The organism is Maribacter sp. HS, from assembly GCF_048059195.1.
In the GTDB taxonomy this organism is placed as follows: Bacteria; Bacteroidota; Bacteroidia; order Flavobacteriales; family Flavobacteriaceae; genus Maribacter; species Maribacter dokdonensis.
Window position 1 is genome coordinate 16722 of the sequence record NZ_JAYLVV010000002.1, and the last position, 26695, is coordinate 43416.

The 26695-nt window shown below is 34.7% G+C and carries 20 protein-coding genes; 10 read left to right on the forward strand and 10 right to left on the reverse strand.

The window, feature by feature from the left end:
• Nucleotides 1-11: 11 nt before the first annotated feature.
• The 4 genes from VBZ51_RS00205 (at nt 12) to VBZ51_RS00220 (ending at nt 3928) form a co-directional block, all read left to right on the forward strand.
• Nucleotides 12-1109, forward strand: coding sequence for a hypothetical protein (locus VBZ51_RS00205; protein WP_416575703.1), 1098 nt, complete (start codon nt 12-14; stop codon nt 1107-1109).
• A 121-nt stretch (nt 1110-1230) separates the two neighbouring features.
• Nucleotides 1231-2082, forward strand: a complete 852-nt coding sequence (locus tag VBZ51_RS00210; RefSeq protein WP_416575704.1) for a carboxypeptidase-like regulatory domain-containing protein — start codon at nt 1231-1233, stop codon at nt 2080-2082.
• A gap of 122 nt (nt 2083-2204) precedes the next feature.
• Complete coding sequence (locus VBZ51_RS00215) at nt 2205-3233, forward strand: hypothetical protein (protein ID WP_416575705.1); 1029 nt, start codon at nt 2205-2207, stop codon at nt 3231-3233.
• Between the two features lie 65 nt (nt 3234-3298).
• Nucleotides 3299-3928, forward strand: coding sequence for a CatA-like O-acetyltransferase (locus VBZ51_RS00220; RefSeq protein ID WP_416575706.1), 630 nt, complete (start codon nt 3299-3301; stop codon nt 3926-3928).
• Between the two features lie 29 nt (nt 3929-3957).
• Here the strand turns inward: VBZ51_RS00220 and VBZ51_RS00225 are convergent, their stop codons facing one another.
• The gene (locus VBZ51_RS00225; RefSeq protein WP_416575707.1) at nt 3958-6186 is read right to left on the reverse strand and encodes an FUSC family membrane protein; all 2229 of its coding nucleotides are present in this window, start codon (nt 6184-6186) and stop codon (nt 3958-3960) included.
• Between the two features lie 230 nt (nt 6187-6416).
• Here VBZ51_RS00225 and VBZ51_RS00230 point away from each other — a divergent pair, with 230 nt between their 5' ends.
• Genes VBZ51_RS00230 through VBZ51_RS00240 form a run of 3 tightly spaced genes read left to right on the forward strand, consistent with a single transcriptional unit; the run spans nt 6417 to nt 12286 of the window.
• Nucleotides 6417-9506: a hypothetical protein gene (locus VBZ51_RS00230; RefSeq protein ID WP_416575708.1), complete on the forward strand. Its 3090-nt coding sequence runs from the start codon at nt 6417-6419 to the stop codon at nt 9504-9506.
• Nucleotide 9507: 1 nt separating this feature from the next.
• Nucleotides 9508-10755 carry a hypothetical protein gene (locus VBZ51_RS00235; RefSeq protein ID WP_416575709.1) on the forward strand — a complete coding sequence of 416 codons (1248 nt, stop codon included), beginning with the start codon at nt 9508-9510 and terminating at the stop codon, nt 10753-10755.
• Entirely contained in the window at nt 10736-12286 is a 1551-nt protein-coding gene (locus VBZ51_RS00240) for a cellulase family glycosylhydrolase (RefSeq protein ID WP_416575710.1), read from the forward strand. The genes VBZ51_RS00235 and VBZ51_RS00240 overlap by 20 nt, the downstream gene beginning before the upstream one ends.
• 97 nt (nt 12287-12383) lie before the next feature.
• Here the strand turns inward: VBZ51_RS00240 and VBZ51_RS00245 are convergent, their stop codons facing one another.
• The 5 genes from VBZ51_RS00245 to VBZ51_RS00265 all read right to left on the reverse strand — a co-directional run bounded on the left by VBZ51_RS00245 (nt 12384) and on the right by VBZ51_RS00265 (nt 18699).
• Nucleotides 12384-13613, reverse strand: a complete 1230-nt coding sequence (locus VBZ51_RS00245; RefSeq protein WP_286813414.1) for a glycosyltransferase — start codon at nt 13611-13613, stop codon at nt 12384-12386.
• Between the two features lie 63 nt (nt 13614-13676).
• Entirely contained in the window at nt 13677-14933 is a 1257-nt protein-coding gene (locus tag VBZ51_RS00250; protein WP_416575711.1) for an oligosaccharide flippase family protein, read from the reverse strand.
• 39 nt (nt 14934-14972) lie between these two features.
• Nucleotides 14973-16112 carry a response regulator gene (locus VBZ51_RS00255; protein ID WP_058103430.1) on the reverse strand — a complete coding sequence of 380 codons (1140 nt, stop codon included), beginning with the start codon at nt 16110-16112 and terminating at the stop codon, nt 14973-14975.
• 261 nt (nt 16113-16373) lie between these two features.
• The gene (locus VBZ51_RS00260; RefSeq protein WP_416575712.1) at nt 16374-17603 is read right to left on the reverse strand and encodes a glycosyltransferase; all 1230 of its coding nucleotides are present in this window, start codon (nt 17601-17603) and stop codon (nt 16374-16376) included.
• 253 nt (nt 17604-17856) lie between these two features.
• Nucleotides 17857-18699, reverse strand: a complete 843-nt coding sequence (locus VBZ51_RS00265; RefSeq protein WP_416575713.1) for a hypothetical protein — start codon at nt 18697-18699, stop codon at nt 17857-17859.
• A 225-nt stretch (nt 18700-18924) separates the two neighbouring features.
• On the opposite strand from VBZ51_RS00265, the gene VBZ51_RS00270 reads away from it, so the two are divergent.
• From VBZ51_RS00270 to VBZ51_RS00280, 3 genes are all read left to right on the forward strand, one after another.
• Complete coding sequence (locus VBZ51_RS00270; RefSeq protein ID WP_416575714.1) at nt 18925-20985, forward strand: tetratricopeptide repeat protein; 2061 nt, start codon at nt 18925-18927, stop codon at nt 20983-20985.
• 257 nt (nt 20986-21242) lie between these two features.
• Nucleotides 21243-23030: an ATP-binding protein gene (locus VBZ51_RS00275; RefSeq protein WP_416575715.1), complete on the forward strand. Its 1788-nt coding sequence runs from the start codon at nt 21243-21245 to the stop codon at nt 23028-23030.
• A gap of 4 nt (nt 23031-23034) precedes the next feature.
• Nucleotides 23035-23448: a response regulator gene (locus VBZ51_RS00280; RefSeq protein ID WP_058103435.1), complete on the forward strand. Its 414-nt coding sequence runs from the start codon at nt 23035-23037 to the stop codon at nt 23446-23448.
• A 23-nt stretch (nt 23449-23471) separates the two neighbouring features.
• Here VBZ51_RS00280 and VBZ51_RS00285 read toward each other — a convergent pair whose 3' ends face one another.
• Genes VBZ51_RS00285 through VBZ51_RS00300 form a run of 4 tightly spaced genes read right to left on the reverse strand, consistent with a single transcriptional unit; the run spans nt 23472 to nt 26694 of the window.
• Nucleotides 23472-24182 (reverse strand): LytR/AlgR family response regulator transcription factor, encoded by a 711-nt coding sequence (locus tag VBZ51_RS00285; protein ID WP_058103436.1) that lies wholly within the window; start codon nt 24180-24182, stop codon nt 23472-23474.
• The gene (locus VBZ51_RS00290; RefSeq protein ID WP_058103437.1) at nt 24183-24503 is read right to left on the reverse strand and encodes a hypothetical protein; all 321 of its coding nucleotides are present in this window, start codon (nt 24501-24503) and stop codon (nt 24183-24185) included.
• Nucleotides 24500-25564, reverse strand: a complete 1065-nt coding sequence (locus VBZ51_RS00295; protein WP_416575716.1) for a sensor histidine kinase — start codon at nt 25562-25564, stop codon at nt 24500-24502. Before VBZ51_RS00295 ends, VBZ51_RS00290 begins: the two co-directional genes overlap by 4 nt.
• Entirely contained in the window at nt 25564-26694 is a 1131-nt protein-coding gene (locus VBZ51_RS00300; RefSeq protein ID WP_058103439.1) for an FIST signal transduction protein, read from the reverse strand. Before VBZ51_RS00300 ends, VBZ51_RS00295 begins: the two co-directional genes overlap by 1 nt.
• Nucleotide 26695: the final 1 nt, after the last annotated feature.

The following is a 26695-nucleotide window of genomic DNA, read 5'->3' on the forward strand; positions in this document are numbered from 1 at the left end:
GGATATAACAAATGAAGCACATCATCTATTTCGCCTTATCTTTTTGCCTTTTTCTATGGGTCAGCTTTATTTCTACAGATGAAATAAAGCATACATTACATGTTATACATAAAGGCATCAGTTTAACCGAACCGGTAGCCTGCACATTGGTGGAAATAACTAATGAAAAGGCATTACCTCATGAGTTTTACATGGATGTAGAATCTGTAGTATGTGGCGATAATCAATGTAAGATAGATGTGGTTCGCATTTATTGGGATGAATTAGGACATTTTAACAAGCTTGTGCTACCTGATGACGTTGCATTGGAAAAATCCGAAGGAAAAAGCTTCACCAATGCCGATTATAAAAAACTACATGAAATATTAAAGAATGAAAACTCTGCCCTAAAAAATGTATATAAAGATGAAATTGTAGGTACGGTGGGCAGTGAGGGCGTAGATGCAATGTCTGGTGAGACCATTTTGCTAGAAAAATCGACTTATGTAAAAGGAGCGGTCTGGACCTGCTATTCCCTATGGCATTGGGCACACGGAGATGTAAAGCAGCACATTAGGAATATTACCGGAAATTCATATTCAAAAAGCGAATTGCAGTCTTTCTTACAAAAAGACAATTATCAACTATTTGCACTAGAACAATTGATCAGAAAGAAAGATTTTTCTAAGAAAACGGTCAACGCCATAATAAATGCCATTAAAACAAACCCTGAGCTATTGAGAACCAGTATGCGGTATTGGAATAGTGCTCCCGGTGATATTTATCAATACGGTGCCCAAGAATTATTACCTGCTGTTAACTCTGCCAATCGTGTCTTATACCTAACCGATATTTTGCAAACTGAACAAAAATTAAACACTTCTTTTATCAATGCAACAAACCCTTTGATTGCCAAATTCAGCTATCAAGAAATTGATATATTCTTGAACATACTAAAAGAAAAAAAACTAACTACACCCAATACCATTGCTCAGTTAACAGCACTTTTGAGAGCAGATGATTTTCTAATTTCCCGTAGGGTGTATTACTTTTTAAAGACACAAGAATTTTCCGCAGATGATAAATTAAAAATTGAAGACTTTTATCAACAATGGAAACATAAACTTTAAAAAAGTAATTTTAAAGGTCTGTTTAGAACAAACTAAAACACTAAATAATAACAAGTTACATTTAACTTAATATTTTCATTTAATAAATAACGTCGTTTTATATTTATAGCAAACCAGACCATTGCCTAAATATATATTCATTTTAATTGCTATTTCTCTAACTTCTTTCTGCGCATATGGCCAGGATAACACTGTAATTTTAAAAGGTACGGTGACCAATGCCAAAAACGATGTATCTAATGTACTTATCGTTAATTTAAACACCCAACAATCAACCATTACCGACTCTTCTGGTCTTTTCAGCATTGAAGTTAGATTAAAAGATTCACTGCGTATTTCTGCCGTACAATATCTTCCCAAAGAAATTATCATCAATGAATCTTACCTAAATAGCAGTTTTGTAACTATTCACTTAATTGAAAATATAATAGACCTTAAAGAAGTTACGGTTACACCCTATAATTTAACGGGCGAATTGGATCGTGATATAGATAGACTTGACATAAAGCCTACAATAACATCATACACTTTAGGATTACAAAATGCAGATGTCACCAAAATGTCCCAAAGTGAAAGGTTATTGCAAGAGGCCGATAGAGGAAAATATGTTAGTCTACAAACAATGGATGAATATGGAAAATTAAACGAGATATTGAGTTACGTAGGTATAACTGTAAAGATCAACACCCATAAAATCATGAACAGGGTTTCTGGTAGAACCAAGTCTTTGGAAGAAATGGTGGAACGTGATGAAAAAAAGCAACTGGAAAAGGAAATCATTGATAAATTTTCAAAACAGACCATGAGTGAAAATTTTAAGATTCCCGTAAGCTATATTGACGGCTTTCTTACCTATTGCCTTTCCCAAGATGATTTTATAGCGCTAAAAAACGCAGGTAACACTATTGAAATATGGGAATACTTAAAGGCTAAAAGCATTGATTATAAAACTACAGAAGAATTCAAAAATTAGAATCTGCGTTAAAAAACAATGAATTTTCTGCTAGAAAAATGCTATAGTAATCTTAATTATCAATCTATATTTCTAAAAATACCGATAACTTTAAACAAGCTAAAATAACCAACACATTAAAAATGAATATCAATCCTTTTAAAACTATCTTACCTTTTCTAGTTTTATTTTTAGTTTATAGTTGTGGAGAAAATAAACCAAAAAACAAAACCGATGAAAGCACAACCGTTTTAACGGCGAAAGCATATAAGGGCACCGCAAGCGTTACCCAGGGTATTGCCACTACCCTGCTAGAAGATATTTACGAATGTGATCGTGGTAGAAAAACAGATGTTGGTGAAATTACTTCTATAGATGGAAAAAAATGGACCGTGCCGGCAGAAACCAACTACACTAATGAAAATTTTCCGTTTGCCGTAGATTTATACAACGCGTGCGAAGGAAAAAATTATAATACTGCTCAAGAAGCCATGTCTCATTACAATGATTTGGATATTGTTGAAATAGATAATGATGGGGAAGTTTTTACCGCATATATCTTTGCCGACAATTATTTTGAAATGTATGTCAATGGTAAACCCGTAGGCAAAGATAAAGTTCCGTTCACGCAATTCAATTCAAGTATTGTTAAATTTAAAGTACATAGACCATTTACCATTGCCATGAAATTGGTAGATTGGGAAGAGCACCTTGGTATTGGTTGTGAAGAAAATAGGGGAAAACCTTTTCATGCAGGTGATGGCGGTATGGTGGCTGTCATTAAAAATAAAAAAGAAGAAACAATAGCCATTACGAACAAAGACTGGAAAGCACAAACATTTTATACGGCTCCTATCATAGATTTAAATTGTACTTCTGAAGATGGCGGATATAGATATTCTAAAAACTGTGATACCAATGGCGGAAATGACGGCAGCAAATTTTACGCCTTACATTGGCAAATACCAGAAGGATGGATGCATACCAATTTCGATGACTCTGATTGGCAAGATGCATCAACATACACAAATGAGGTCATTGGTGTGGACAATAAACCTTCGTATACTAATTTCACCACGCTATTTGATGACCCTAATAAGGATGCCCAATTTATTTGGACTACCAATGTCATTTTAGATAATGAAGTTCTTGTTAGACATACCGTAGAATAAACATTTTATTACTTAAAATAACCAATATCTTGCAGTTCAATATCTCATTGAGCAAAAATTATACTATGCGAAAAGAACTTAATATCCATGAATGGTCTAGAAAAGAACACTTTAATTTTTTTTCAAAATTCAGTGAACCGTTCTATGGCATTACCGCTAAAATAGATTGTTCAACTGCCTACAAAAAATCAAAAGAAAACGGATACTCCTTTTTCATGTATTATTTGCATAAATCATTAAAAGCCGCAAATAATATTACCGCATTTAAATACCGTATTGAGGGTGATAAGGTTTATGAATACGATGTAATAAATGCATCGCCCACTATTAACAGATCAAATGGAACTTTTGGATTTTCCTACCTTGATTATCATGAAGATTTTAATACTTTTTGCGACCAGGCAGCACCTAGAATTGAAGAAGTAAAAAACTCCAAAAGTCTAATGCCAGCTTTATCGGGTGAAAATGTAATTCATTTTTCATCATTACCTTGGATAGATTTCACATCACTTTCCCATGCTAGGCATTTTGATTTTCCGGACAGCTGCCCAAAAATTAGTTTTGGTAAAATGACTACGGTAGATGGCATTCAAAAAATGCCCGTATCGGTTCATGTTCATCATGGTTTGGCAGATGGTCTACATGTTGGGCAATTCTTTGAAAAACTACAGGAACTTATGGACTTTGATGATTAATATAAAAACCTATTTCCTAAATAAACTGTTTATAAACCTGAAGTCAATTTCATCATATTGACACTTAAAGAATATAACCATCGTAACTGTTCCCAAATCAGTTGTTCTTCTTGGTGGTTTCTTTTGTATTTATGTGAATCGTCTGCACTTAAATTCACCTCTTCAGATTGAAATTTGGGCAGTTGTTTCTCAAACGATATTACCTCATCTAAATTCATAACTTGTTTATCCGCAGCATCAATAGATAACATTTTCAATACCGATTCTAAGTTCTCATCGATCTTAGTAATAATATTGTTTAAACGCTCAGATGCCTCTGTAGTTGTATGGTGCTGGATATAAATACTCCATGATGCCAAAGAGGATAAGAAATTATGGTTTAGCTCTACCAATTGATAAATTTCATTTAAGTTCTTCTGCTTGGAATGCGGTTCTTGCGTCATTCTTTGAAAAGCAGAACTAAGATTGGAAGTCTCTAAAAATGCATTTTTGCGCGCCAATCTATAACTTGTAGGTACATTGCCTTTATGAATATAAAAATTTGCAATCTCAGAGAGATATGTTCTATTCGCCTCCACACTTTTGACAACATCTTTACGTATCTCTTGAAAACTCCAACTAGGCCATAAAAACAAAAAACCAAGGTACGAGAGCACAGCCCCCAAAAGGGTATCTAAAATACGGTATTGTATTACGGTCATTACATCTGGTTGAAGAATACCGTAAATAAAAACAATGCTGAGCGTTACGTATATTGCCGATGCCTTATAATTCTTTTGAAGCATAGATAACGCTATTACAAAAGAGATGAGCGCCAAAATCGCATATGCATAAACATCTTGTACCAAAAAAACAATGACAGTGGCTATGAGTCCGCCAATGATAGTTCCTACAGTTCTATCTTTAGAGCGCGCTTTGGTTAAACCGTAATTAGGTCTCATTATTAAAATAATGGTCAATAAGATCCAATACGCATTTTGAAAAGAAAATAGGTTACCCAAAACAAAACCGATCATTAAGGTAATTGCCATGCGCAACGAATGCCTAAAAATGGTAGATCTAAAACTTAGGTTACGCAACAAAATACGCGGGCTATAATCTTGGGAAATTAAAAAGTGTTTTAATATTTCTTTATCTATAAACTCTTCAGACGCAACATCATGATCACTTAATAACCACTTGATTCTTTTAATTTTATCGAACTGTTTTTCTTGGTACTCCAGAAAATTCTGAAACATGATAAAAGCTTCATAGGCCTGTGCATCTTTTATATCCCCTAATTCTTGAATCTTGCTATCCAAGTCATTAAACAGAGTTTTCAGCTTATTGTGCTTGGGAATTCTTGTTGGCTTATTTCCAATAACAGCAATCATCTGTAACTGTTCTGCCATTTCTGAAATAATATGTTGAAAAAGTTTTGCAAACTCAGGATAACCTTGAAATTGCTCATCCATTTTTAGATAATTAACAGGGTTTGCACCAGCATTTTCCAACATTTCTATCAATTGAGCCAAAACCAAAACCCGTTTTCCGTTATATACCGATATACCAGAATTCTTACGTGAAAGAATAAGTATTTCACGTAACGTGTTGTGCTGTTCAGTTAATTCGCTCTGTAGTAAAAAAAGACTTTTTTTGAGTTTTTTCCTATTGGCTTTTTTACCTATTAATTTACCTCTCTTTTTTAATAGCTTACCGGTATTCCCAATGGTTTCATATAAAACTTCCTCGGTCTGCCCTTTTGGGTTTATCTTATACCATAAAAGGGACAAGGCCAGATACCACATACCTCCAAGACCTACCAATAAAGAGAATTCATAAATTTTTAACTGGTCTGGTGTATGCGCAAAACTGATGACCAATGCCAATAGCCCCGAAAAACTAATAAGAGAAGCCCTAAATCCGTAGGCGGAAATCATGGAAATTGCAAAGCTGACGACACCTAAGATTATCACTGACAACCATGGAGAATAATGCAAATACCCCCCTATAAAACTAACGACCATAACCAAAGCGGCAGAAAATAATATGCCATATACTTTGTGTTTAAAACTGCCATGAACATCACTTGGATTACACCAAAAAGCACCAAAACAAATAGCCACACCTATTTCTGAATACCCCGTAGAAATACCTATGGCCAGTGGTGTAATTACGGCAATTACAGTCAATACCGACTTGGTAAAATGAGTGCTACCCAAAAATTGGAATAGCTTTTTTAATGTATCTAAAATAAAAACTTGAATCTTGCTCAACACCTATTAAATCAAGTACAAAGATAGACTATGAAAAGAAGTTTCTTTCAAAAACACCTTTAAGAAATACACATTTGGACATTGGTGATCATATTAAATATCATCACAACGATTAAGCTCATTGTACAATCATGTAAGTATTATATTACTAATATTTTGAATTATCGCTTTCTAATGTAATCTTCATCTGCTATATTTAGTACTTTTAATTGACTTTGATGCTTATATAAACTTTGGAGAAAAAAACCAACACCCTCTTAATATTAGCTTTAATCGTAGGGCTAGCTTTTCATGGTTCTGCCATTTTTTTTACTCTAGAGTCTACCTACGATGCATTGATTCACCTATTTTTTGCTGACCATTATGCCAATAGCTGGTTTGATCCTTGGGAGTATAGATGGTATACCGGTTTTACAGTACAATCTTACCCACCGTTAGTGCATCAATTAATTGGAATTCTCTCATACATTGGCGGACTCAAATTTGGTATGTATGCTGTGGCACTCATAGCCATTGTGCTCTTTATTACCGGTGCCTATAGGTATACCCTTCTTATGACAGGGAGCAGAAGAATTGCCGGCTACGGTGCCGTAATGGCCGTATTTTCATCAACATTTGTAGAAACCTTGCACATTTTTGGACAACTTCCAAGCGTTTCTGCATTGTCGATATTATTACATGCAATGACCGAAATTTACCTTTGGATAAAAACAGGTAAAACAAGATATTTTATAACCTCGGCCACCATGCTTGCGGTTACGGTAACCTCACATCATGTTACCCCTTTATTCGGCATGGTATTCTTTATAGCCCCATTAATGGGTATGGCTGTTATGGATGCTGCAAGAGAAAAAGTAAACTCTTATAAAGCGCTTACCTTTAAAGTTTTTTGGGGAACCACTTTACAGCATTTTTGGCGTATAGCCAAGTTTGGCGGTACCGCAATTTTTTTACTGGTTTTCTGTATTTTCCCCTATTGGTACAACTCTAAAAGAAACCCCATTACCCAAGTTGCCATACCACATGGATCTAGGGATAACTTTCTGGAGGTGACCTCATCTGGACTGGTATTTTTTATTATTCCTTGGGGTGTATTTCTATTTATACTCCCTTATTTCTTTTACAGATATTTTAGTAAAAGATATGTGTTCTTCGGATTGTCATTTGCCCTTTTGACCATTCTGGGAACCGGTGGTACTACGCCCATTCCGTTAATGATGTTAGGTGAAACTGCATTTAATATTCTTACCCTAGATAGATTTACATTATGGGCTACCATTATGGCATTGCCCATATTTGCAGAATTTGCCTACCGTATGGTAGAAGGAGACCTTAAGGTACTTATACAAACTAAATTTGGTGGTGTATACCATAGGGTCTTAGGCGGTCTCATTGCAGGCGGAATGCTATTCATGGTGCTCTTTACCATGACCTTGGGGTATTTTAGACCATCGCAACCCGCTAAAATTAAAATGTTGCCCATTGTCAACTTTTTGGGTGCAGATTCGCATGACGCATGGCGATATCTACCACTGGGTTTTGGTGATCAAATGGCATGGTTATCTGCACAAAGTGGAGCCATGACGGTAGATGGCAACTACCATTCCGCAAGGCGATTGCCGGAATTGACAACAAGGGCCATTGAAAGAATTGAAAACTCTAAATTTAGAGGTGTAGAAGGTATAGGTTCTTTACAACAGTTCTTGACCGTACCCGAGAAATACAACTTAAAGTATATATTCTCCAATGATAAGTTCTATGACCCCATACTCTATTATTGCGGTTGGCAGCGCTTACAACAATTAGAAAATGGAATCATGGTTTGGGAAAAACTTAATGTTGCACCCATACCCCAAATTATGCCCAAACAAGATGTACCTACCATTATGAAGATCATGTGGGGCGTAATACCGTTAACCACCGTGCTCATTGCTATATTTGTAAATATCCAAATGATATGGGTTAGACTGTTAAAATCCAGAAAGACACCGGTACATTCTTTCATGAAATTAGAATTGCCGTACAACAGATTTCCTCCTAAATTATTAACCTTTTCTCATTGGTGGGCATTGCTGATACTTATCTGCTTAGGATATGGTATGTACATATTCTACGTGAAAAATGTTGCTCAGTTGTCACCCACTAACGTAGTAGAATCCTATTATGATGCATTGGACTTTAAAGAATTCTCTACGGCACACTCTTATATTGACCCAGAAGACCATATTGATATAGCCCAGTATATGCTAGAAGTTTCAGTTACCGATGGTATACTAAGTTCTTATGCAAAACTGGATTCCTTAGGCATTGAAATTTACGATGAGACTGAAAATAGTGCAAAGGCCAAAGTAGCTACAAGATGGATTACCCCTTTGGAAAATGTCTTCAATAATGATTATCATGAATTGGTAAAACGTAAAAACAAATGGTACATTAAAGCTAAAAAGGTAGATAATGATATACCGCCAGACCAATTATTTACAGCTAACGGCACAACTTATTACAACCATGGTAGACGAAAGATTACCACACAAGAAACCTACCATGAAGATGTTCTAAAACAACCCGTACTAGAAATTTTATCTGCCAAATTGGTAAAATACAAGGGGCAATACAGTGTAATTGGAGAACTACAAAATGTAGATAATACACCCGCAGATGTAGTAATAAAAGCAACATTATACAATGATAATGATAAAGAACTGGCCAATTATAACGCCAAACATCAAATTAAGCATAAGCTAATGCCCAAAGAAACTACTACCTTTAAAATTAACTTTGAGGGTATAGCATGGTCATCTACAAAAGACACCTTACCCCCTACTTTTGATCCAGACCAATTTACGCCGGTCAGTTTTGAAGAACAACCTACCAAGTTTAACTTGCAGTCTGCTGGTAATACCGCAAATACCGATTTATATAAACACGTAGCATTACAAGATCTAAAATATACGGATCAAGGTTTTGAGGGTGTTTTGTTCAACTCCGGTGTACAAGAAGTTACCATACCACAATTGATCATTTCTTATTATGATGAAAATAGCGAGTTACTTTGGGTAGATCATAAATTTATAACCGAAGGGGTACGTATTCAACGTAAACAATTCTTTAATTACAAACCCTTGGCATTAGATAGTTTAGAAGTTATAAGTAGCAGTTTGGAAAACTGTTTTGTCAATGGGTTGCCCAATAAAGCTATTGCAGATAAAATTTTTCCGGACAGAAAATTGATTCATGGCAAACAGCAGAGCCAACCTTTTAAAGGCAAAGGTTATGACTATATGAAATTTGAGATTAACAGTTATATAGGTAATCCAAAATAATATGCGCAGTACAGCCTTATACATATTAGCACTTATATTACTTGGTTGTTCAGGTAAAAAAAAAGAACACCTTACTGCATTCTCGCAACCTACAGTTGAAATAGTTTCTAATGTTACCCATAGCGTTGCGGGTGATGCTATTTCATTGGTGTTCAAAGCAGAAATAGACATTGATAATTTTAAACTACACATTAAAAATGCCTTTGGCAGTGTGCTTTTGTCCCCTGAAATATCCGAAAAAGAAAACATGGTGTTCCATATTCCTAAAAACTATACCAGAGTTGCCGGTCCGTGTAGATGGGAACTTCTAATAGATGGACATATGGTAAAACAGGGAAAATTTGATATTGCCACTAATGCCCCAAAAGCCACTTATATAGAATCTTATTTTGGTCCACGCAGCGTTACGGCTGGCTACAATGATTACTCTATGTTGACCATTGCCCCTACAGACGCTTTTGACAACCCATTAGACGATGGCACTAAGGTCACGGTAAAATACCAGTTTCAGGATAATATCGATGAAGTAGAAATTGAAACTGAGAGTTTTTTCGCATTTTATAATGTTAGGTCAACTTTAAAATCAGGCAGAATATTAGTTACGGCCGAGTGTAACGGTACAACTTCTAAAGAACTTGCCACAATAGTTTACCCAAATAATGCAACAAATTTTTCCATTAGCAGTGCTAGCGCGCATAATTATGCAGATGGAAACCAGATCATCACTTTTACATCAGACATTATTAAAGACGAATATGGCAACATAGTAACCAATGGTACATTGGTAACCTTTGTAATAAAAACAGATCAAGATGCCTACCTGTATACTATAGGCACAACCATAAACGGAATTGCAGAAGCAAAAACATTACACCCGGATAAAGCGGCCGAGTGGGAAATACAAGCATTTGTCACCGGAGCAGCAGAAAGTAACACCACCAGCTTTACCTTTAACGCTGCCATTAAAGACTATCCCGTTAACTTTTCAAAAGGAAATAGAAATATAGATATTGGACCATTTGAAAGTTTTATGAAGCAGTTAATACCAGATGGTTTGCTAGTGCAATTAGATATCTATAATATGGATGATGTTTTTATTTCCTCTAAAAAAACCACTACCAAAAATGGTGTATGTAACATTTTTCTTGGTGAATATTTTTTAGCGGAAGGTAAATACAAACTTAAAATTAACGCTGCAGGTATAACCAAAGAATTTATAAAAAATATAGATGGCGATACAGTTGAATAAAACATTGTACAGAACAGTACTCATAATTACTTTTTTAGCTATCAACGGACTAGTTCTTTATGGTATTGGCGCTGCATGGGCATTTATGAATACGGGTGCAGATAAGACTTCCATGTTACATTTAGAAGTTCCCATGGAGGATGTCTACAAACCAAGTCTTGATTGGGTCAATTTAGACAATCCCGGTAGACCTATGGAAAAACAAGCTCTGGCAGAAATCACCAATGACTATATGAACGCATGGCACGTGAGAAACATAGCCTATAAGAAAAATGACCGATATGGAATAGAGGATTTTTATACCGATAGCGCAAGGGTAAGGCTTTATGATAATATAGACCTCAACAAAAAAAACAATCATTGGTACAAACGCACTACCCTAAACCACAACTCTGCTTTAGACTTTTATACGGCAGATGGTACCATGGTCGTTTTTAAAGACTATAACGTTGAAGAATACCAAGAAATCTATGAAGGAGAAACTTTATTGTTGACCGAAAGAGATACCACCAGCTATCAAGTAATGATGCTTTTGGAGGATGGTTTTTGGCGGATAAGACATTTAAAGGAAATTCCCTCACCGGTTGATACAATACCTACTGAGCCAAGAAACATTGATGACCAATTAAAGAAAATCAACCAGATCAAAGGAATCAACTACTACCCTAAAGATTCGCCCTGGGATACGTTTGGCAAGAAGTTCAATGATACAATTATAGAGCAAGATTTTAAGATCATTCAAGATATGGGGCTCAACACCATTCGTATATTCATACAGTATGAAGACTTTGGCAAAAATAAAGTTGATCATAAAAAACTGCAGCTGTTAAAGACACTTTTGGACAGCGCCGAAGCCTACAATTTAGACGTTCTAATCACTTTATTCGATTTCTATGGGGATTATGATGTTTCCAACTGGACTTTAACACACAGGCACGCCCAGCAAATAGTCAACGCCGTTAAAGACCACCCTGCAGTATTAGGTTGGGATATTAAAAACGAACCAGATCTAGATTTTGAATCCCGCGGACGATTACGGGTTCTAAACTGGTTAGAGCAAATGATCGCAAATATCAAAAAATGGGACAAAAAACATCCGGTCACTATAGGGTGGTCTACCCCAGAAGCCGGTATAGAACTTGCCGATAAAGTAGATTTTGTATCCTTTCATTATTATAAGGATATCGAAGATTTCAAAACAGCTTATGACACCTTGAATTCAGCTGTGCCCAACAAACCTAAATTACTTCAAGAGTATGGGATATCATCATACAAAGGTGCGTGGAATTTTTATAGAGGTGCAGACCAAGAAGGACAAAAAGAATACTATAGTCAAATGCAACAGGTACTGAAAGAAAACGAAGTCCCATATATGTTTTGGACATTATATGATTTTGAAAAAGTACCAAGTGCCGTGGCAGGAAGCCTACCCTGGAAAACAAAAAAACAGCACTATTTTGGCTGTTTAAATACATTGGGCAATAAAAAACCTTCGTATTTTGAATTGGTGGAACAGATTAAAAAGAAGTGATTTTCTATTTCATTCTACACGATCATTTTCAGGTAAATGAAAACATAAAAAAAGGGCTGGTGACTAGTCAGCCCTTATAACACTAACCATATCGATTCTAATGAACCAATTTCTTCTCCATAGTCGAAATATCAATATTAAATCCGGTTTCCTTAGACTTCTGTATCGCCTTAAAGTAATCTATATACATTTGTGTAATATCGGACATCGGTAATGAGCATGCCGCTTTATAATTTTGTTTTGCCAATTGAATTCTATAACTATCATCGGTAATGATCTTTTCAATTGCATTGGCTAAAGATGATGTATCGTGCGCATCAAAAAACTCACCTACATAACCTTCTTCTTTTACCAAAACACTTAAGTCTCCCAAATCTGGTAAAGCAACGGCATTACCATAACTACCAGCCTGGTGTAGAACACCTGAACTCCCTGTAGTAGATGTGTAAGGAAAAACGGTAACCGCACTTTCCCCAAATATTTTAGGCACGTCTTCTTCTGCTACATAACCAGTAAACCTGATCTGCGGCACATGGCTATATTTTTGTTTCATTTCATCAAGATAACCTGGTGTATTAGGACTATCGGTTCCTGCAATTACAATTTCAATATCGGCATTGCTTCTAGCGCGGATTTCTTCAACCGCCTCTATAAGAATCTCTACTTTTTTATACGTTCCAAACTTACCAAAAGCCATAACCTGTTTTGGTCCTTCAGGAAGTTTAAAATCTGGCTCTGGCGGAGTTTCAAAAGCACCATGTGGAATTAAGGCCACATTCTTAACCTTATATTTTTGCTCTAAGGTTGTTACATATTTACTTATGGTTACCGCAAGAATATCTGAAGCCAATACAAATTTGGTCAACGTAGTGCCAATAAAGTTGTATATACTTTGTAATAATTTATTTTTAGTAAAACCTGCATTTTCCAAATCTACTTGCTCAAGAATATTGTGTAACAATGATATGGTAGGTATTCCTTTAGATTTACAAATGAAGGGTAGCATTAACCCTAGTGCAGCAGGTATTTTTTTATCCCCGAACTTTAAAAATTGCAGATTAAAAAGAACGGCATCTGGCTTTGTTTGTGATATGGTCTTACTAATGCTAAATATGTTGCTGTAGTTATTAAAACTCCAACATTCTTTAACCGTAATCTTACAACCATCACCTTCAAAATTCAAGTCTTTTGGTTCATTTGTACGATCGGTAATCAGTATCAACTCGGTTACTTCTTTTTGAAGCCTAAAGTGTTTCACTAAATAATAACCATACTCTGTTAAGGTTACTTTACTGGGCGGATATGCGGTTACAATTGCTAATTTCATTGTGGTTAATTTTAATAGACTAGGTTATATAAAGTGACATGAGGTATATGAAAACCCTGTTTTTTATTTCGTTATAATTTTTGTTTCAGTTTTGTTCTTAATGATGAAAAATAATAGTTGCGCAACCAATAATATGACCATTGCTATTATCTGCATATGTACCACAGTTTCAAGTCCATCATGGTAAAGCATGATCAATGCTACTTGTGAAAAACCCAATAAGCCCGATAAGATTACCGGCGAGTATTGGTTAAGTGATAAAAAGTAATAAGCAAAAATATTGGAGACAGCAAACAACGAAGTTGCCAACGCATATTTCCAAAGTAGCGGAGCAATACTTAAATAGGCATCTCCGAACATTAAAGTGATGATCAAATTGGGCAGTAAATAACATACCGCCACAATGAATGCAGATAATGTTCCAATAAAAAATACATATTTAAAAAGTACGGGTGCCGTTGGTTCTCCATCTTTTTGTTTTTGAATTACCGTAGGCATTAAAAGCATTACAAACATCCAGGCAACAAAGTACACTACCCTACCAATTAAGGCCAGTGATGAATATAGACCTGCTTGTTTATCATCAAAATAATGCTTCACCAATAAGATATCGCTATTGTTAATAATAATTTGAGTAAGTTCGTAACCAGCGGTCAAACCAATAAAAATCCATACTTGTTTTAAATCCACTGCAGGTAATCTATCTTTTGAGAAAACCTTAACTCCTTTAAAATCTGAAGGAAAAAGTCCAAATACAAAAGAAAGGGAAATACCAACTGCAATTAAAATTCCAGATTCCAAGGGTACCAATAATAGTAAGGCGAACGTTAGTAATAACCTGCTCCACATTTCTGTTTGATATGTACCCGCCAATTTTCCAAAATCATGACCACCTTGAAATCTACCCCTGTTTACGCTCATAACAAAGTATAAGGGTATGGCAACGGCAAAAATCATGAACATATAATGGTTCTGCGTATTGAACAATGCTTGCAGATGTTTTGAGAAAATTAGTACTAGAATACCGGTAAACACCCCAAAAACAAGTGCATATCTATACATGGTATTCTTAAAGGCAACCCATGTTTGATCGGTAAATAAAACTGCAAATTTGGTGGTAGCCAATTGGAAGGTCATACCTACAAAAGACAAAACCAAGAGTAATGTCACCAATAAAGCCGCATCGGCAAAAGCTTCTGGACCTAATAACCTACCTAATAGCAAATTATAAAGGTAATTACCGCCATTTACCAGCAAAGCGCTAACCATAAACAATTGTTTAGGGGAAATTCGCTTAAGTGCTAACTTTATTGTTGACATAATGATAGGGTGGTTTAAGAGGGTTTTGTGATATAGGTATTATCTGTAAACGATAGCTATTTTTGCCAATTGTCCAACAATTTTTACGGAATCTTTCATAGAAAGTTTAGAACCATCTGCATGGATCCAACGTTTTAACGGCTGCTCACAAATAAGTTTTTTAGCCTCTACCTTACCGTAATGCTTACGCATACGTATGAACATTTCAACATCAAACAACCATTTAGTAATAAACGGTTTATTAAAAAGTAATGGCACTACAGAGCGATCCATAACTTTAGCCCCACATTGGGTATCGTTAAAGGGCATTCTTAAAATAGTTCTGATAATAAGGTTGATGGTCATACTAATAACCTTACGTGCAGATTCCTTGGTAATATCTGCACCCATTCTGCTCATTCTAGAACCACTAACTATTTTGAAATTGGATTTATCCAGGGTTTCCACTAAATCATCAAAATCCCTAAAATCTGTAGATAGATCGGCATCTAAAAAGCCTATATAGTCTAATTGCGGATCTTTGGCCATATGAAGCATTCCTAAACGTACCGCTTCTGCCTTACCGCCATTTTTTTCACAATCGTAGATACTGATATTACTCTCGTTCCCTTTTCTGAGTTCCTCTAAAACTTTTAAGGTGTTATCCGTACTACCGTCATTAACAAAACAAAGGTGATAGCCAAGGTTGCTATGTGCAAAATCTTTAAACTCGGTGCCAGAAAGACGTTCTTCTTCATTATAACACGGAATAACAACACCAACACAGTTTTTTTGCAGCATTCTACCGCCAGTAGAAATTTCAGTTTTTAGTTCAACAACCGGTGCTCCAATTAGTCTTTTAATGCGTGCAGACATTTCTGATAAGCTCACTGGCTTTTTCATATAATCATCTATGCCCAGCGTAAAGCCATCCATAATAATAGCTTCTTCCGTGTTGCCCGACATTACCAACACAGGCGTAGCATTTCTTTCGCCCCCTTTAATATGTTTCACAACTTCTAAACCAGAAATATCTGGCATGTTTATATCAACAAGGACCAAATCTGGTTGAAAAGAGTCATACAACTCAATTCCCTTCTGGCCAGAATCAGCAGTCATCACATCATAGCCAAGTTCAGTTAGTCTTTTTTCAACAGATAAGAGTATCAACTGTTGATCATCTATGGTTAGTATTTTCATGATTTAAAAAGTAAGATTTAACCTACATATAACGCAGTATTTTTAAAAAATTGTAAGTATTTAAGAAAATTTTAGTATTTAAAAAAAATCATACACCAGCTAAATCACTGGTTTTAAGTTGTAAGCGTTTCTTACTTAATAGTCATTAAAGTAAGAATCTAATTGATCTTGATTATTTAATTTCAACCATTGTAGTCCCTATTAATAAAAAGGAGTAGCTAACCACACTACTCCTCTTTGCACTTAACCTAACCAAAAAGTTTAAAAAACTATATTTTTTTCTACCAGCGGAACATCTAAGGTGAAACCTTTAGATTTGGCCACTTGTATTACCTTAAAGTATTCTATATACATTTTTGCCACTTTTGACATGGGTATAGCGCTTGCCGCTCTGTAATTAGCTTTGGCCAAATACTCGCGATAAGAATCATGAGCCAATATATTTTCTATGGCATCTGCCAATGATGATACACTTTTTGAATTAAAAAATTCACCCTTATACCCTTCTTCTTTAATCAACGTACTTAAATCACCAAGCTCAGGTAAGACAACAGCTTTACCATAACTACCTGCCTGATGTAGTACACCGGAGCTACCTGTGGTAGAAGTATATGGAAATACCACAACTGCACTTTCTTCAAATATTGTAGGCACATTGTCTTCTTCTACATAACCGGTAAAGCATAATTGATCTACATGTGCATATTTCTTTTTAACGCTTTCTAAATACCCAGGAGTATTAGGGCTATCTGTACCAGCTATGACAATCTCCAAATTTTGATTAGTACGCCTTCTGATCAACTCTATGGCATCGATCATTATTTCCACCTTTTTATATGTACCAAATTTTCCAAAAGCCAATATCTTCTTTGGTCCGGCAGGTAAAGTAAAATCTGGTTCTTCCGGCGTTTCAAAAGAGCCGTGAGGAATTAAGGCCACGTTTCTAGATTGATATTTGTTTTCTAGAATAGTTTGATATTTACCCATAGTTACTGCAACAACATCTGAAGTCAGCACCAGTTTTGTTAATAGATTACATATACCGCTATAAATTTTTTGAAAAAATTTATTTGAAGAAATACCTACATTATTTAAATCTACCTGCTCTATAATATTATGCATTAATGATATGGTAGGTATACCTTTCATCTTACACAATAATGGTAACATTAAGCCTAACGCTGCCGGTATTTTTTTATCTCCGAACTTTAAAAATTGGAGGTTAAAAAGTACAGCATCTGGTTTGGTAGAAGCAATGACTTTATTAACCTTAAATACATTGGTGTAGTCATTAAAATTCCAGCATTCTTTAACTGTGACTTTACATCCTTTTTCTTCAAAATTCAAATCTTTTTCACCTTTGGTCTTATCGGTAATCAGAATAATTTCTGTGACCTCTTTTTGTAATCTAAAGTGTTTTACCAAGTGATATCCATACTCGGTCAAGGTTACTTTACTAGGGGGGTATGCGGTTACAATAGCAAGTTTCATAAGGTTAAGTTTTAAAATCTATTGGGTTATTTCTGGTACAAATATCCAGCAAATACAAAGCTTTAAAGATGGATTTTAGGTGGATGAAGCTTTACTGTAGACGAACGGGAGCTATTATAGGTTAAGCAAAAACTCAGAACACAAACAACACAAAATCAACCCGTTAAAAACAATCTGCAATCACTACAACAAACTAACTGAGCCATATAAGCAGGAACTTAAGAGCTATTTGCCCACTTCTAAAAGCTAAATTTCAACTAACCTTTTTTAGTATTAGATTATGGCTTACATAAAGAAGTTGCGCAACAAGAAGCGCTACCATGGCTATAACATAAACTTGAATTATAACTACCAAGCTGTTATGAAAAAATGCCAATAATATAATCTGTGAAAGACCTACCACACCCGATATTATTACGGGAAGATACTTACCCAATGATAAATAGTAATAGGTAAGCACACTAGAGATAGCAAACAATAGTGTACCCAAAACATATTGAAATAACAATGGTGAAAAGTCAACAATATTTAAAAGAGTTTCTGAAAATAAAACGCATACCATTGCAATAATGGAACTGACCATTACAGCATACAAAGAATATTTTAAGGCTTTTGAAATGGTAATCTTAAACTTTCTATCGTTTTCGGTTACATTGGAAATCAAAATTACCGCGACTACCCAAAATACGAAATAAACAAAATGTCCGATCAAAGCCATTGATGCATACACCTTTGCTTCTATAACACCTAAGTAGTGCTTAACTAAAAATAAATGTATATAACTGATTGTTACATGTACGAGCTCATAACATGCTATCAACACTATAAAGTTTTTAAATCTATTAAATGCCTTAGCGTTATTGACACCACCAATAGTAGAATCTTTTGATATTATTTGTTGATACGAAAAGCCAAACAAAACCAACATCAGTACTAAGCTTATGAGCAGAAAGGGCATACCATATGCCGTACCTGTTAAAAACCTACTTAAAAATTGATTGGCAATATAATTACCCCCAATGACAAAGACAGATACGCTCGTCATTAATAATTGTTCTGGAGATAATTCTGTAAGTACTACTTTATTTGTTCCCATTATTATCATTTTAGTGTCTGTGTAAATAATTTCATTTGACATCAAATTTCTGAACAACTGCCCTTTATTTTGTGGTAGTTTAGGTGGTTTACACATTACTGTAGACCAATGGCAATTATCTTACTTCTAGAATAATAGGAGACCTTTTAACTTTACAATATTCTTCTAAACAAATAAATCGCAATAATTACCGTTAGGTATTTGTAGTATTAATCTGACTTTTAAATGATCCGAAAAATAATATTCCTATTTCTGGTAACCACATCTGTGCTAACCGCGCAATCTGATATGACCAAAGGCTTTGGTTTACTTGAGCAAGGTAACTTTCAAGAGGCCGAACTATTTTTTGGAGAATACCTTAAAGAAGATCCTAACAATAAAACTGCAAAGCTATGTTATGGCAGGGCCGTTGGCCTAAGCGGTGAGCCTAAAAAAGCCACAAATTTGTTCTCTGAGCTATTAAAAGAATACCCGGGCGACTTTGAAATTTTAATCAATTATAATGAGTCCTTTCTATGGGCAAAAGAATATGAACAGGCCAAGCCGTTATATGCTGACTTAGTGGAAAAATTTCCTGAAAAATTTGGTGCCGTTTTGGGTTATGCCAATACGTTAAGTAACTTAAAAGAGTACAAATCAGCTTTAAGTTGGGTAGAGAAAGCTATTGCCCTTCAGCCAGAAAATGAAAGTGCTAAAATTTCCAGAAAGTTTATGAGACTGGGCTATGCCAATAGTTTTGTAAACAATCAACAATATAAAAAGGGAGAACAAACGCTTAAAAAAATCTTTGAAGATTTTCCTAATGATAAAGATGTATTACTTAATCTAGCCAATCTTTATTTAATAATAAAACAAGGAGATAAGGCTAAGAACATGTACGCACGTTACGCAACAAATCAAAAAGATTCTATTACCGCTTTAAATGGCATTGCTTTGGCAGAACATATAAATGAGAACGATAAAGAAGCTTTAAGAATCTCAAAAACTGCAACGGTTAAGGTAGATCAAATTGATGATGTTCCCTTAACAGAAAGTACTTATGACCGATATGTACAAGCGCTGATCTGGAATAGAAAATTCATGACGGCGAAGAAAAAAATAGATAGCTTAGAAGTGCATTATCAAAACAGAAATTGGATACATGCGTTGAGGGCAACCTTAGGTTTATATACCGGTGATGCAAAATCTAGCGTTAAAAGCTACGACAGGATCTTGGCCAATGACAGTGCGTCATTTGATGGTAATTTAGGTAAGGCAAATGCGCTTTTTGCATCTGACAGAATTATTCCTGCATACAAAATGGCCAATCAAACTCTAAAGTTTTATAAGAATCAAAAAGATGCTAAAGGCTTTATAGAAAAGCTAAATTTGATGCACACCCCAACCGTAGAAGAACATGCCGCCTACACTTTTGATAATGGTAACAATACCGCTTTCTTTACCAATACCACTGTAGACGTCCCTTTTTCAACCAAGTTTAAAACAACATTATCATACCTTTATAGAACTACCGAAAATACTGTAACGGTAAATAAGGCAAACTCTCATGTGGTAGTAGCCGGGCTTCATTACAAATTGTTTCCAAAGGGACTCTTAAAAGCTAATGTAGGTATCAACAACTCTAGATTTTTAGATGATTCTTACACCCAACCCGTAATTGATTTAAAGTTAGACCTACAGCCTTTTAAAATGCAGAACCTAACTTTAGGATATCAACGTGAAGTGCAAAACTTTAATGCCGAACTTATTGAACGTGAAATTATTCAGAACCATTATGGGTTGAATTACAACCTTGGTACCAATGTTAATTTTGGGTGGTACACACAATTAATGCATACCCAGCAAAGCGATGAAAATGTAAGAAACCTTCTATTTACCTCATTATATTACAATGTGCTTAGAAAACCTGCTTTGAAAATGGGATTGAATTATCAATATATCACCTTTAAAAATCAGGTGCCAACTATTTATTTTAGTCCAGAAAAATACCAAGCAGTAGAAATATTTGCAGATGTTAGAGGAGAGATTTCGGAGAAAACCACCTATGCTGTTAGTGCCGCAACAGGGATACAAAAAGTAGAGGAAGACCCATATACTAATATCTTTAGAGCAGAAGCCTCTGTTAAACATCAATTTTCAAAAAGATTTAGTTTAAGTGTATATGCCAAATACAGTAATATTGCATCTGCTACAGCCGCTGGTTTTGAGTTTACAGAAATTGGCTTAAAAGCGAAATGGTTGTTTCTTAAAAAACCACTATTCCATAAAAATCTAAACTTTGACTAGTTCTCCTATATATCAAATAAATTTCGCATTTGAACATTTCATTTAAAAGCAAAATTGATATAATTGTAGGGTTCTAAAATTACTTTCCTTTTTTCCTACAAAATACATTGCCAATCCATTAAAAAATCAACATTATTTTTGAAATACGATAATAATATTGTAATAAATGTAAGAATTTTACTTACTTTAGCGTAAGATACACATATACTTCCCTAGCCAAGAATTACTAATTAAAATGAAACTCTAATTGATATTTTATGTGGAAGAGAGTTTTAAAAATGTTTTTAGGATTATACCTACCGTTGTTGGCCCTTACGCTATATGTCTTTTACGCTCAAAAAGAAAAACAGATTGCAGGATTATCTGAATACCAAAAGCGCGATGCTAAAATAAAAAAAGAGTACTTTCTTGAGCAATGTAATACATTACTTCACGATACCAAGTATTGGTCCAACTTAGCATACCCCGTTAATTTTGACCCCATGAACAAGCACACTGCATTCATGGATCGTTATATAGAACTAATAAAAGAAATTACCGATTATGACCAATTTCGTTTCATTGACTTAAACGGAAAAGAGTTTTTTAGAGCTGTAAGAAATGGTGCAGACTCCGTTACCATTGGTAATCTACAGAATAAAGAAAATCATTTATACGTAAAAGAAGGGCTGGCACTACAAAAGAATCAACTATACCTTTCACATATTAGTCTTAACAGAGAAAATGGTGCAATTGAGAAACCACATAAACCCGTCATTAGAGCGGTAGCACCCATATTTGACACCACTGAAACTAAAATAGGCTTGGTAGTCATAAACTTTAAAATGAAAAGGGTTCTTGACCAACTTAAAAACAAAATAGCCGATACCGAACTATACCTCTTAGATGAAAGCCAACGTGTAATTAGCAGTAGCTTACACAAAGAAGACCTGCCCTATGAATCTGGTAAAGTAGATGATCTTTTACCTAAAAATCTAATATCCATAGCTGTAGGTATTACCCGTGACAGTACTATAATAGAAAAAGAACACATTTGGCGCTTACAGCCCATTATACTGAATGGAACGTCCAATTCTTTTGGATCAGCAACCAATATAGCATCTGAAATAGTTACGCCTACCAATTGGTTTATGATTGTAGAAATTCCTCCAAGGCTCATAGCTGCAAATACAAAACCTTTATACGACAGCCTAATAACGTTTAATGCAATTTCAATTGTAAGTCTATTGACATTGTGTTATGTTTTTCAAAAAAAGAAATTAGAGAAAGAACTTTTTTACAAAGAGCTAGAAAGCAAAAATATATTGTTGACCAGAAATAAAAATAAATTAGAAGAAAACAATATCAAGGTCAACAAAATGAACAATCGGTTAGAAATTAGAAACAAACAGCTAAGCGATTTTAACTATTTAATTTCCCATAACCTGCGTTCTCCTGTTACCAGTATGTCTGTTATTGTTGAAATGATACAGAAAGAAAAAAATCCAGAAATACTAAATCAATTACTACCAAAGTTAGATCTAGTTGCAAAAAGCATTTCCGACTTAACCAAAGACATTAATGAATATGTGTCTATTTTGGACAACAAAGAAATTAAACAGTCAAATATTGACCTAGCAGAACTTATTGAAGAAGTGAAGCATGAGTTTACCGAAACGCTTTTAGATGATAGCAATTTTAATGTATTGGTGAAATTAGATGCTTGGAACCATATAACCTTTTCAAAGTTCTATTTACAAAGTGTAATACAAAATTTAGTTTCTAATGCCATTAAATATAAGAGGGACAATGTTGCTTCACATATTGAATTTGAATCGGCTATAGAAAATAAACATAAAGTATTATATGTACGTGATAACGGTATGGGTCTAAATCTGGAAAAACATGGTGAAAATGTATTTAAATTATATAAGAGATTTCATAGAAACATATCTGGAAAAGGTATGGGTCTTTTTTTAATAAAATCTCAGTTAGAAGCTTTACATGCAACAATAACTATTGACAGTAAAGTTGGAGAAGGAACAACGTTCAAAATAAAATTTTAAAATTATGGATACAAAGCCAAACATATTACTAATAGATGATGATGAGCTTTACTTATATTTAATGGAGAAAACAATTCAACAATTATCAAAAGAATTGATTGTTTCTACATTTACTGATGGTGAACAAGCCGTTGAATACATTGCTGAATGTACCAATCAAAAACTGGAACTCCCCGAAGTGATATTTTTGGATATCAATATGCCATTTTTAGATGGTTGGGGCTTTTTAAATGAATTTAAAAAGCTAAAACCAAAAATTTTAAATGACATTAACATCTATATGGTGAGCTCATCTATGCGAGATAGCGATATAAAAAGAGCATCACATTTTGAGGAGCTAACCGGCTATGTTGTAAAACCGGTAAACAAACTACAATTAGCAGAAATATTCAAAAAGATTTACCACGAAAATTGGTAAAAACCCTATCCAGCTATCATATCTTATAGCAAGTTTAACCTGCGCATTAATTCGGGGCGGTTAGAACGGCTTATAGGTACAACGTTCTTGGCTATCAATACACTATTATCCTCAATATCAATAATTTTAGTGAAATTTATAATATAGGAACGGTGAATTTGCAAAAACAGCCTTTCAGGTAATTTTTCTTTTATTTTCTTTAATGTAGTGTGAACCCTGTAATCTTCCTTCTCTGTTTTAACGTCAATATAATCACCCTTAGCTTCAATGACTAAAATCTCGTTCAACTTTAATTTAATAAGTCTTCTATCTATATTAATATAAAGATCTTCGCCCTCTTCCTTTTCTTTACCTGGTGCTACTGTCTGCATAGGTTTATGAGCTGGTAAGCTTGAAATCTTATCAATACACTTTTCAAACCTCTCTTGGGTAATTGGCTTAACTAAATAATCAACAATACTTTCATATTCGTAGGCAGCAATAGCAAAATCGGTATCAGAGGTAGTTAATACTATTTTTGGTGGATCTTTTAAGGTCTGTACAAAGTCAACACCACTAAAGCCAGGCATGTGTATATCTAAAAATATAACATCTATAGTTTGTTGGTTTAAAAACTTAATGGCCGATATGGCATTATCAAACTCTTCAATAACATCTAAATCCGGAATCTTTGAACACAATTGTCTAACAATTGCCCTTGCCATAGCTTCGTCATCAATAATAATACAGTTCATTTATATTGTTTTAATATATTCATCAATAGTTTGGAGAACTTTTATGAATTTTGACTTACTATCTTCTTTTCCTTCTAACAATTCCATTTCATAGGCTACTGCAAGTTTGTATGAATCTTGCATTCCTAAAATATTGAACTTGTGCTTTAACTTATGTACAATTTCTGCTGTTTCCTTAAATCTAGTATTGGTTACATGACCAAAATACTCTTCTTTCTCTAATGGAAACTCTGTTTTTATAATATCTATGAACTGACCTCTAAAGGCAACATCATCACCCGCAAGTTCATCAACATAATTTAGGTTTGGTTGCTCTATCATGTATTCTTTTTTAAAGTTATAAAAAATGTGGTACCCACATTTTCTTCTGACTCTAACCAAACACTACCTTCATAAAGAACTGTAATTTTCTTAACAATTGCAAGTCCAATACCCGTAGCATTATTGGTAGTTTCTAATTTTTTAAACATTTGAAAAATTCCTTCTTGGTGATTAGTTGGAATTCCTTTTCCGTTGTCACTAACACTAAATTTCCAAAACAAATCATCTGGCTCATAATCAACTTCAATAATCCCATTTTCCAGATGTTCCGTTGCCGTAATCGCGTTTAGAAATAGGTTCATGAACAATTGTTCTAACCGCTCTCTTTCAAACTCCATCTTAGGCAAATCATTTGCATATTTGAACGTAACGTTTTCTGGAACATAGATAGTCTTCTCTATATCCCTTAAACTTTCTTCTAGGCTAAAGAGAACTCTATGCTCACTGGTCTCACCCATTGTAGCATGGTTTAGAATACCAGTAACCAGCTTATCCATTTTTATAAGATTCTCAGATACCAATGAGCAGTTATCTTTACTGGTCTGTGAGAAATTATCTTTCTCATCTTCCATTATCCAGTTCATTAATGCACTAATATTTCTTATCGGTGATCTTAGATCATGAGAAACCATATGCGCATAATTGTTCAAAGACTCGTTCTGGTTTTCTAAATGGGCCACCAATTTATCTTTCTCCAAGGTCATATTAGACACCTTAGATGCCAAATTACTTATATATGATGCCAAGTGTTCCGCGTTGAATTCGTTCTGAATATCAAAATCAAATTCTTGTTCATCATTTAAATTCTCCCTTAAACTTGCTATGGCCTTTTCCAATGAAACAAGAATATTCTTTTGTTGTAAAGCCTCTTTCTGCAATTTTTTATTTGCCTCAAAAAGTTCATCTGAACTAATAGTAGACGCTCTATGGAGCATAGAAAATTTATCGTCAAAATTTTCATATGACTTGCCAATGGCTTCCAAAAAGCTTTCCATTTCTGGGTGCGCTTTTAATTCGTCCGGTAGATATTTTCGTACTTGTCTTTTTAAGAGAGAATGCATTATTCACTAAATAAAGTTAGGGTCATGGTCTGGTTGTGCAATTTACAACTATCTTGACCACTAAATGGCGCCATTTCCCCATAAGAGTAAAACCCACTTATAACTGTATTATCTCCAATTACCGCTTTCACCTCTTCAATTTCCTCTTCGGTACGTTGGTCCATAACCAGTTTTCTTCCAATACAACTGATCAATAAAGCCAATTCAGGAGAACTTTTTCTATTTTCCATTGCCAACTCTGCTGCGTGAAAAGCCCCATTTGCTATATCATCTACAGATGACATCATTAATTGTACCCTGGCACCTTCTGGAATATCACCTGCAAGGGTCATTGTATTTTCAACCTCATCTATATTTAAAATTGTACGTACCAAAGGTTCTGAATTTTCAGTTGTCTTTACACTCAACGGATATAATAATGCCGACTTTGGCAATTCTTTGGCTTTTTCACCTAAATATGTTTTATAAAGATCCAAAGCAGGTTTACCATCAAGTTCATAAAGTATATTACCTTGAGATTTTGTTATGATTCTTTCAGGACCAAAGGTTGTCCATCCTCCATAGTTTGCACTTGAAATCTCTAAAGTATCACCATAAAAACCAATAGCAACTATCTCTCCTTCTTTTGGGCTTTCATTATAAGAAGCCAAAGTTTTTTCAAAACGGTCATCATCTCCACATAAACCTCCAGAAAGACCACAACCATTATTGTTTAAATGCTCAATGCCTTCAATTAAAGCACTACCGTTTACACTACTACCTTCAGAAATAACGAACAAATGCTTTAAATGCTCTTTAGGAAATTGGGCAGCCAATTTCGTTCCCATTTTCTTGTCATCATGTTGATAGTCCTTTACGTTACATCTTTTCACCAAGATTTTACTCTTTTCAAACTCTATGGCCGTTAAAACTACCGTACCCTCTAAAACCTTATCATCTATGATTTCGCCTGAGGTGGTACCAAAAACAATATGTCCTTCTGGGAAAAGAGCTCTAACCTCATTAAATATATGCTCACTTTCCAACATATACCTGTTACCGAACACCAAAACTAAAGGTTCCTTTAATTGATTTGAATTTTGAAAAACAAAAGGCTCATCGCCCTTTTTTATCGCTTGAACTATTTTCATA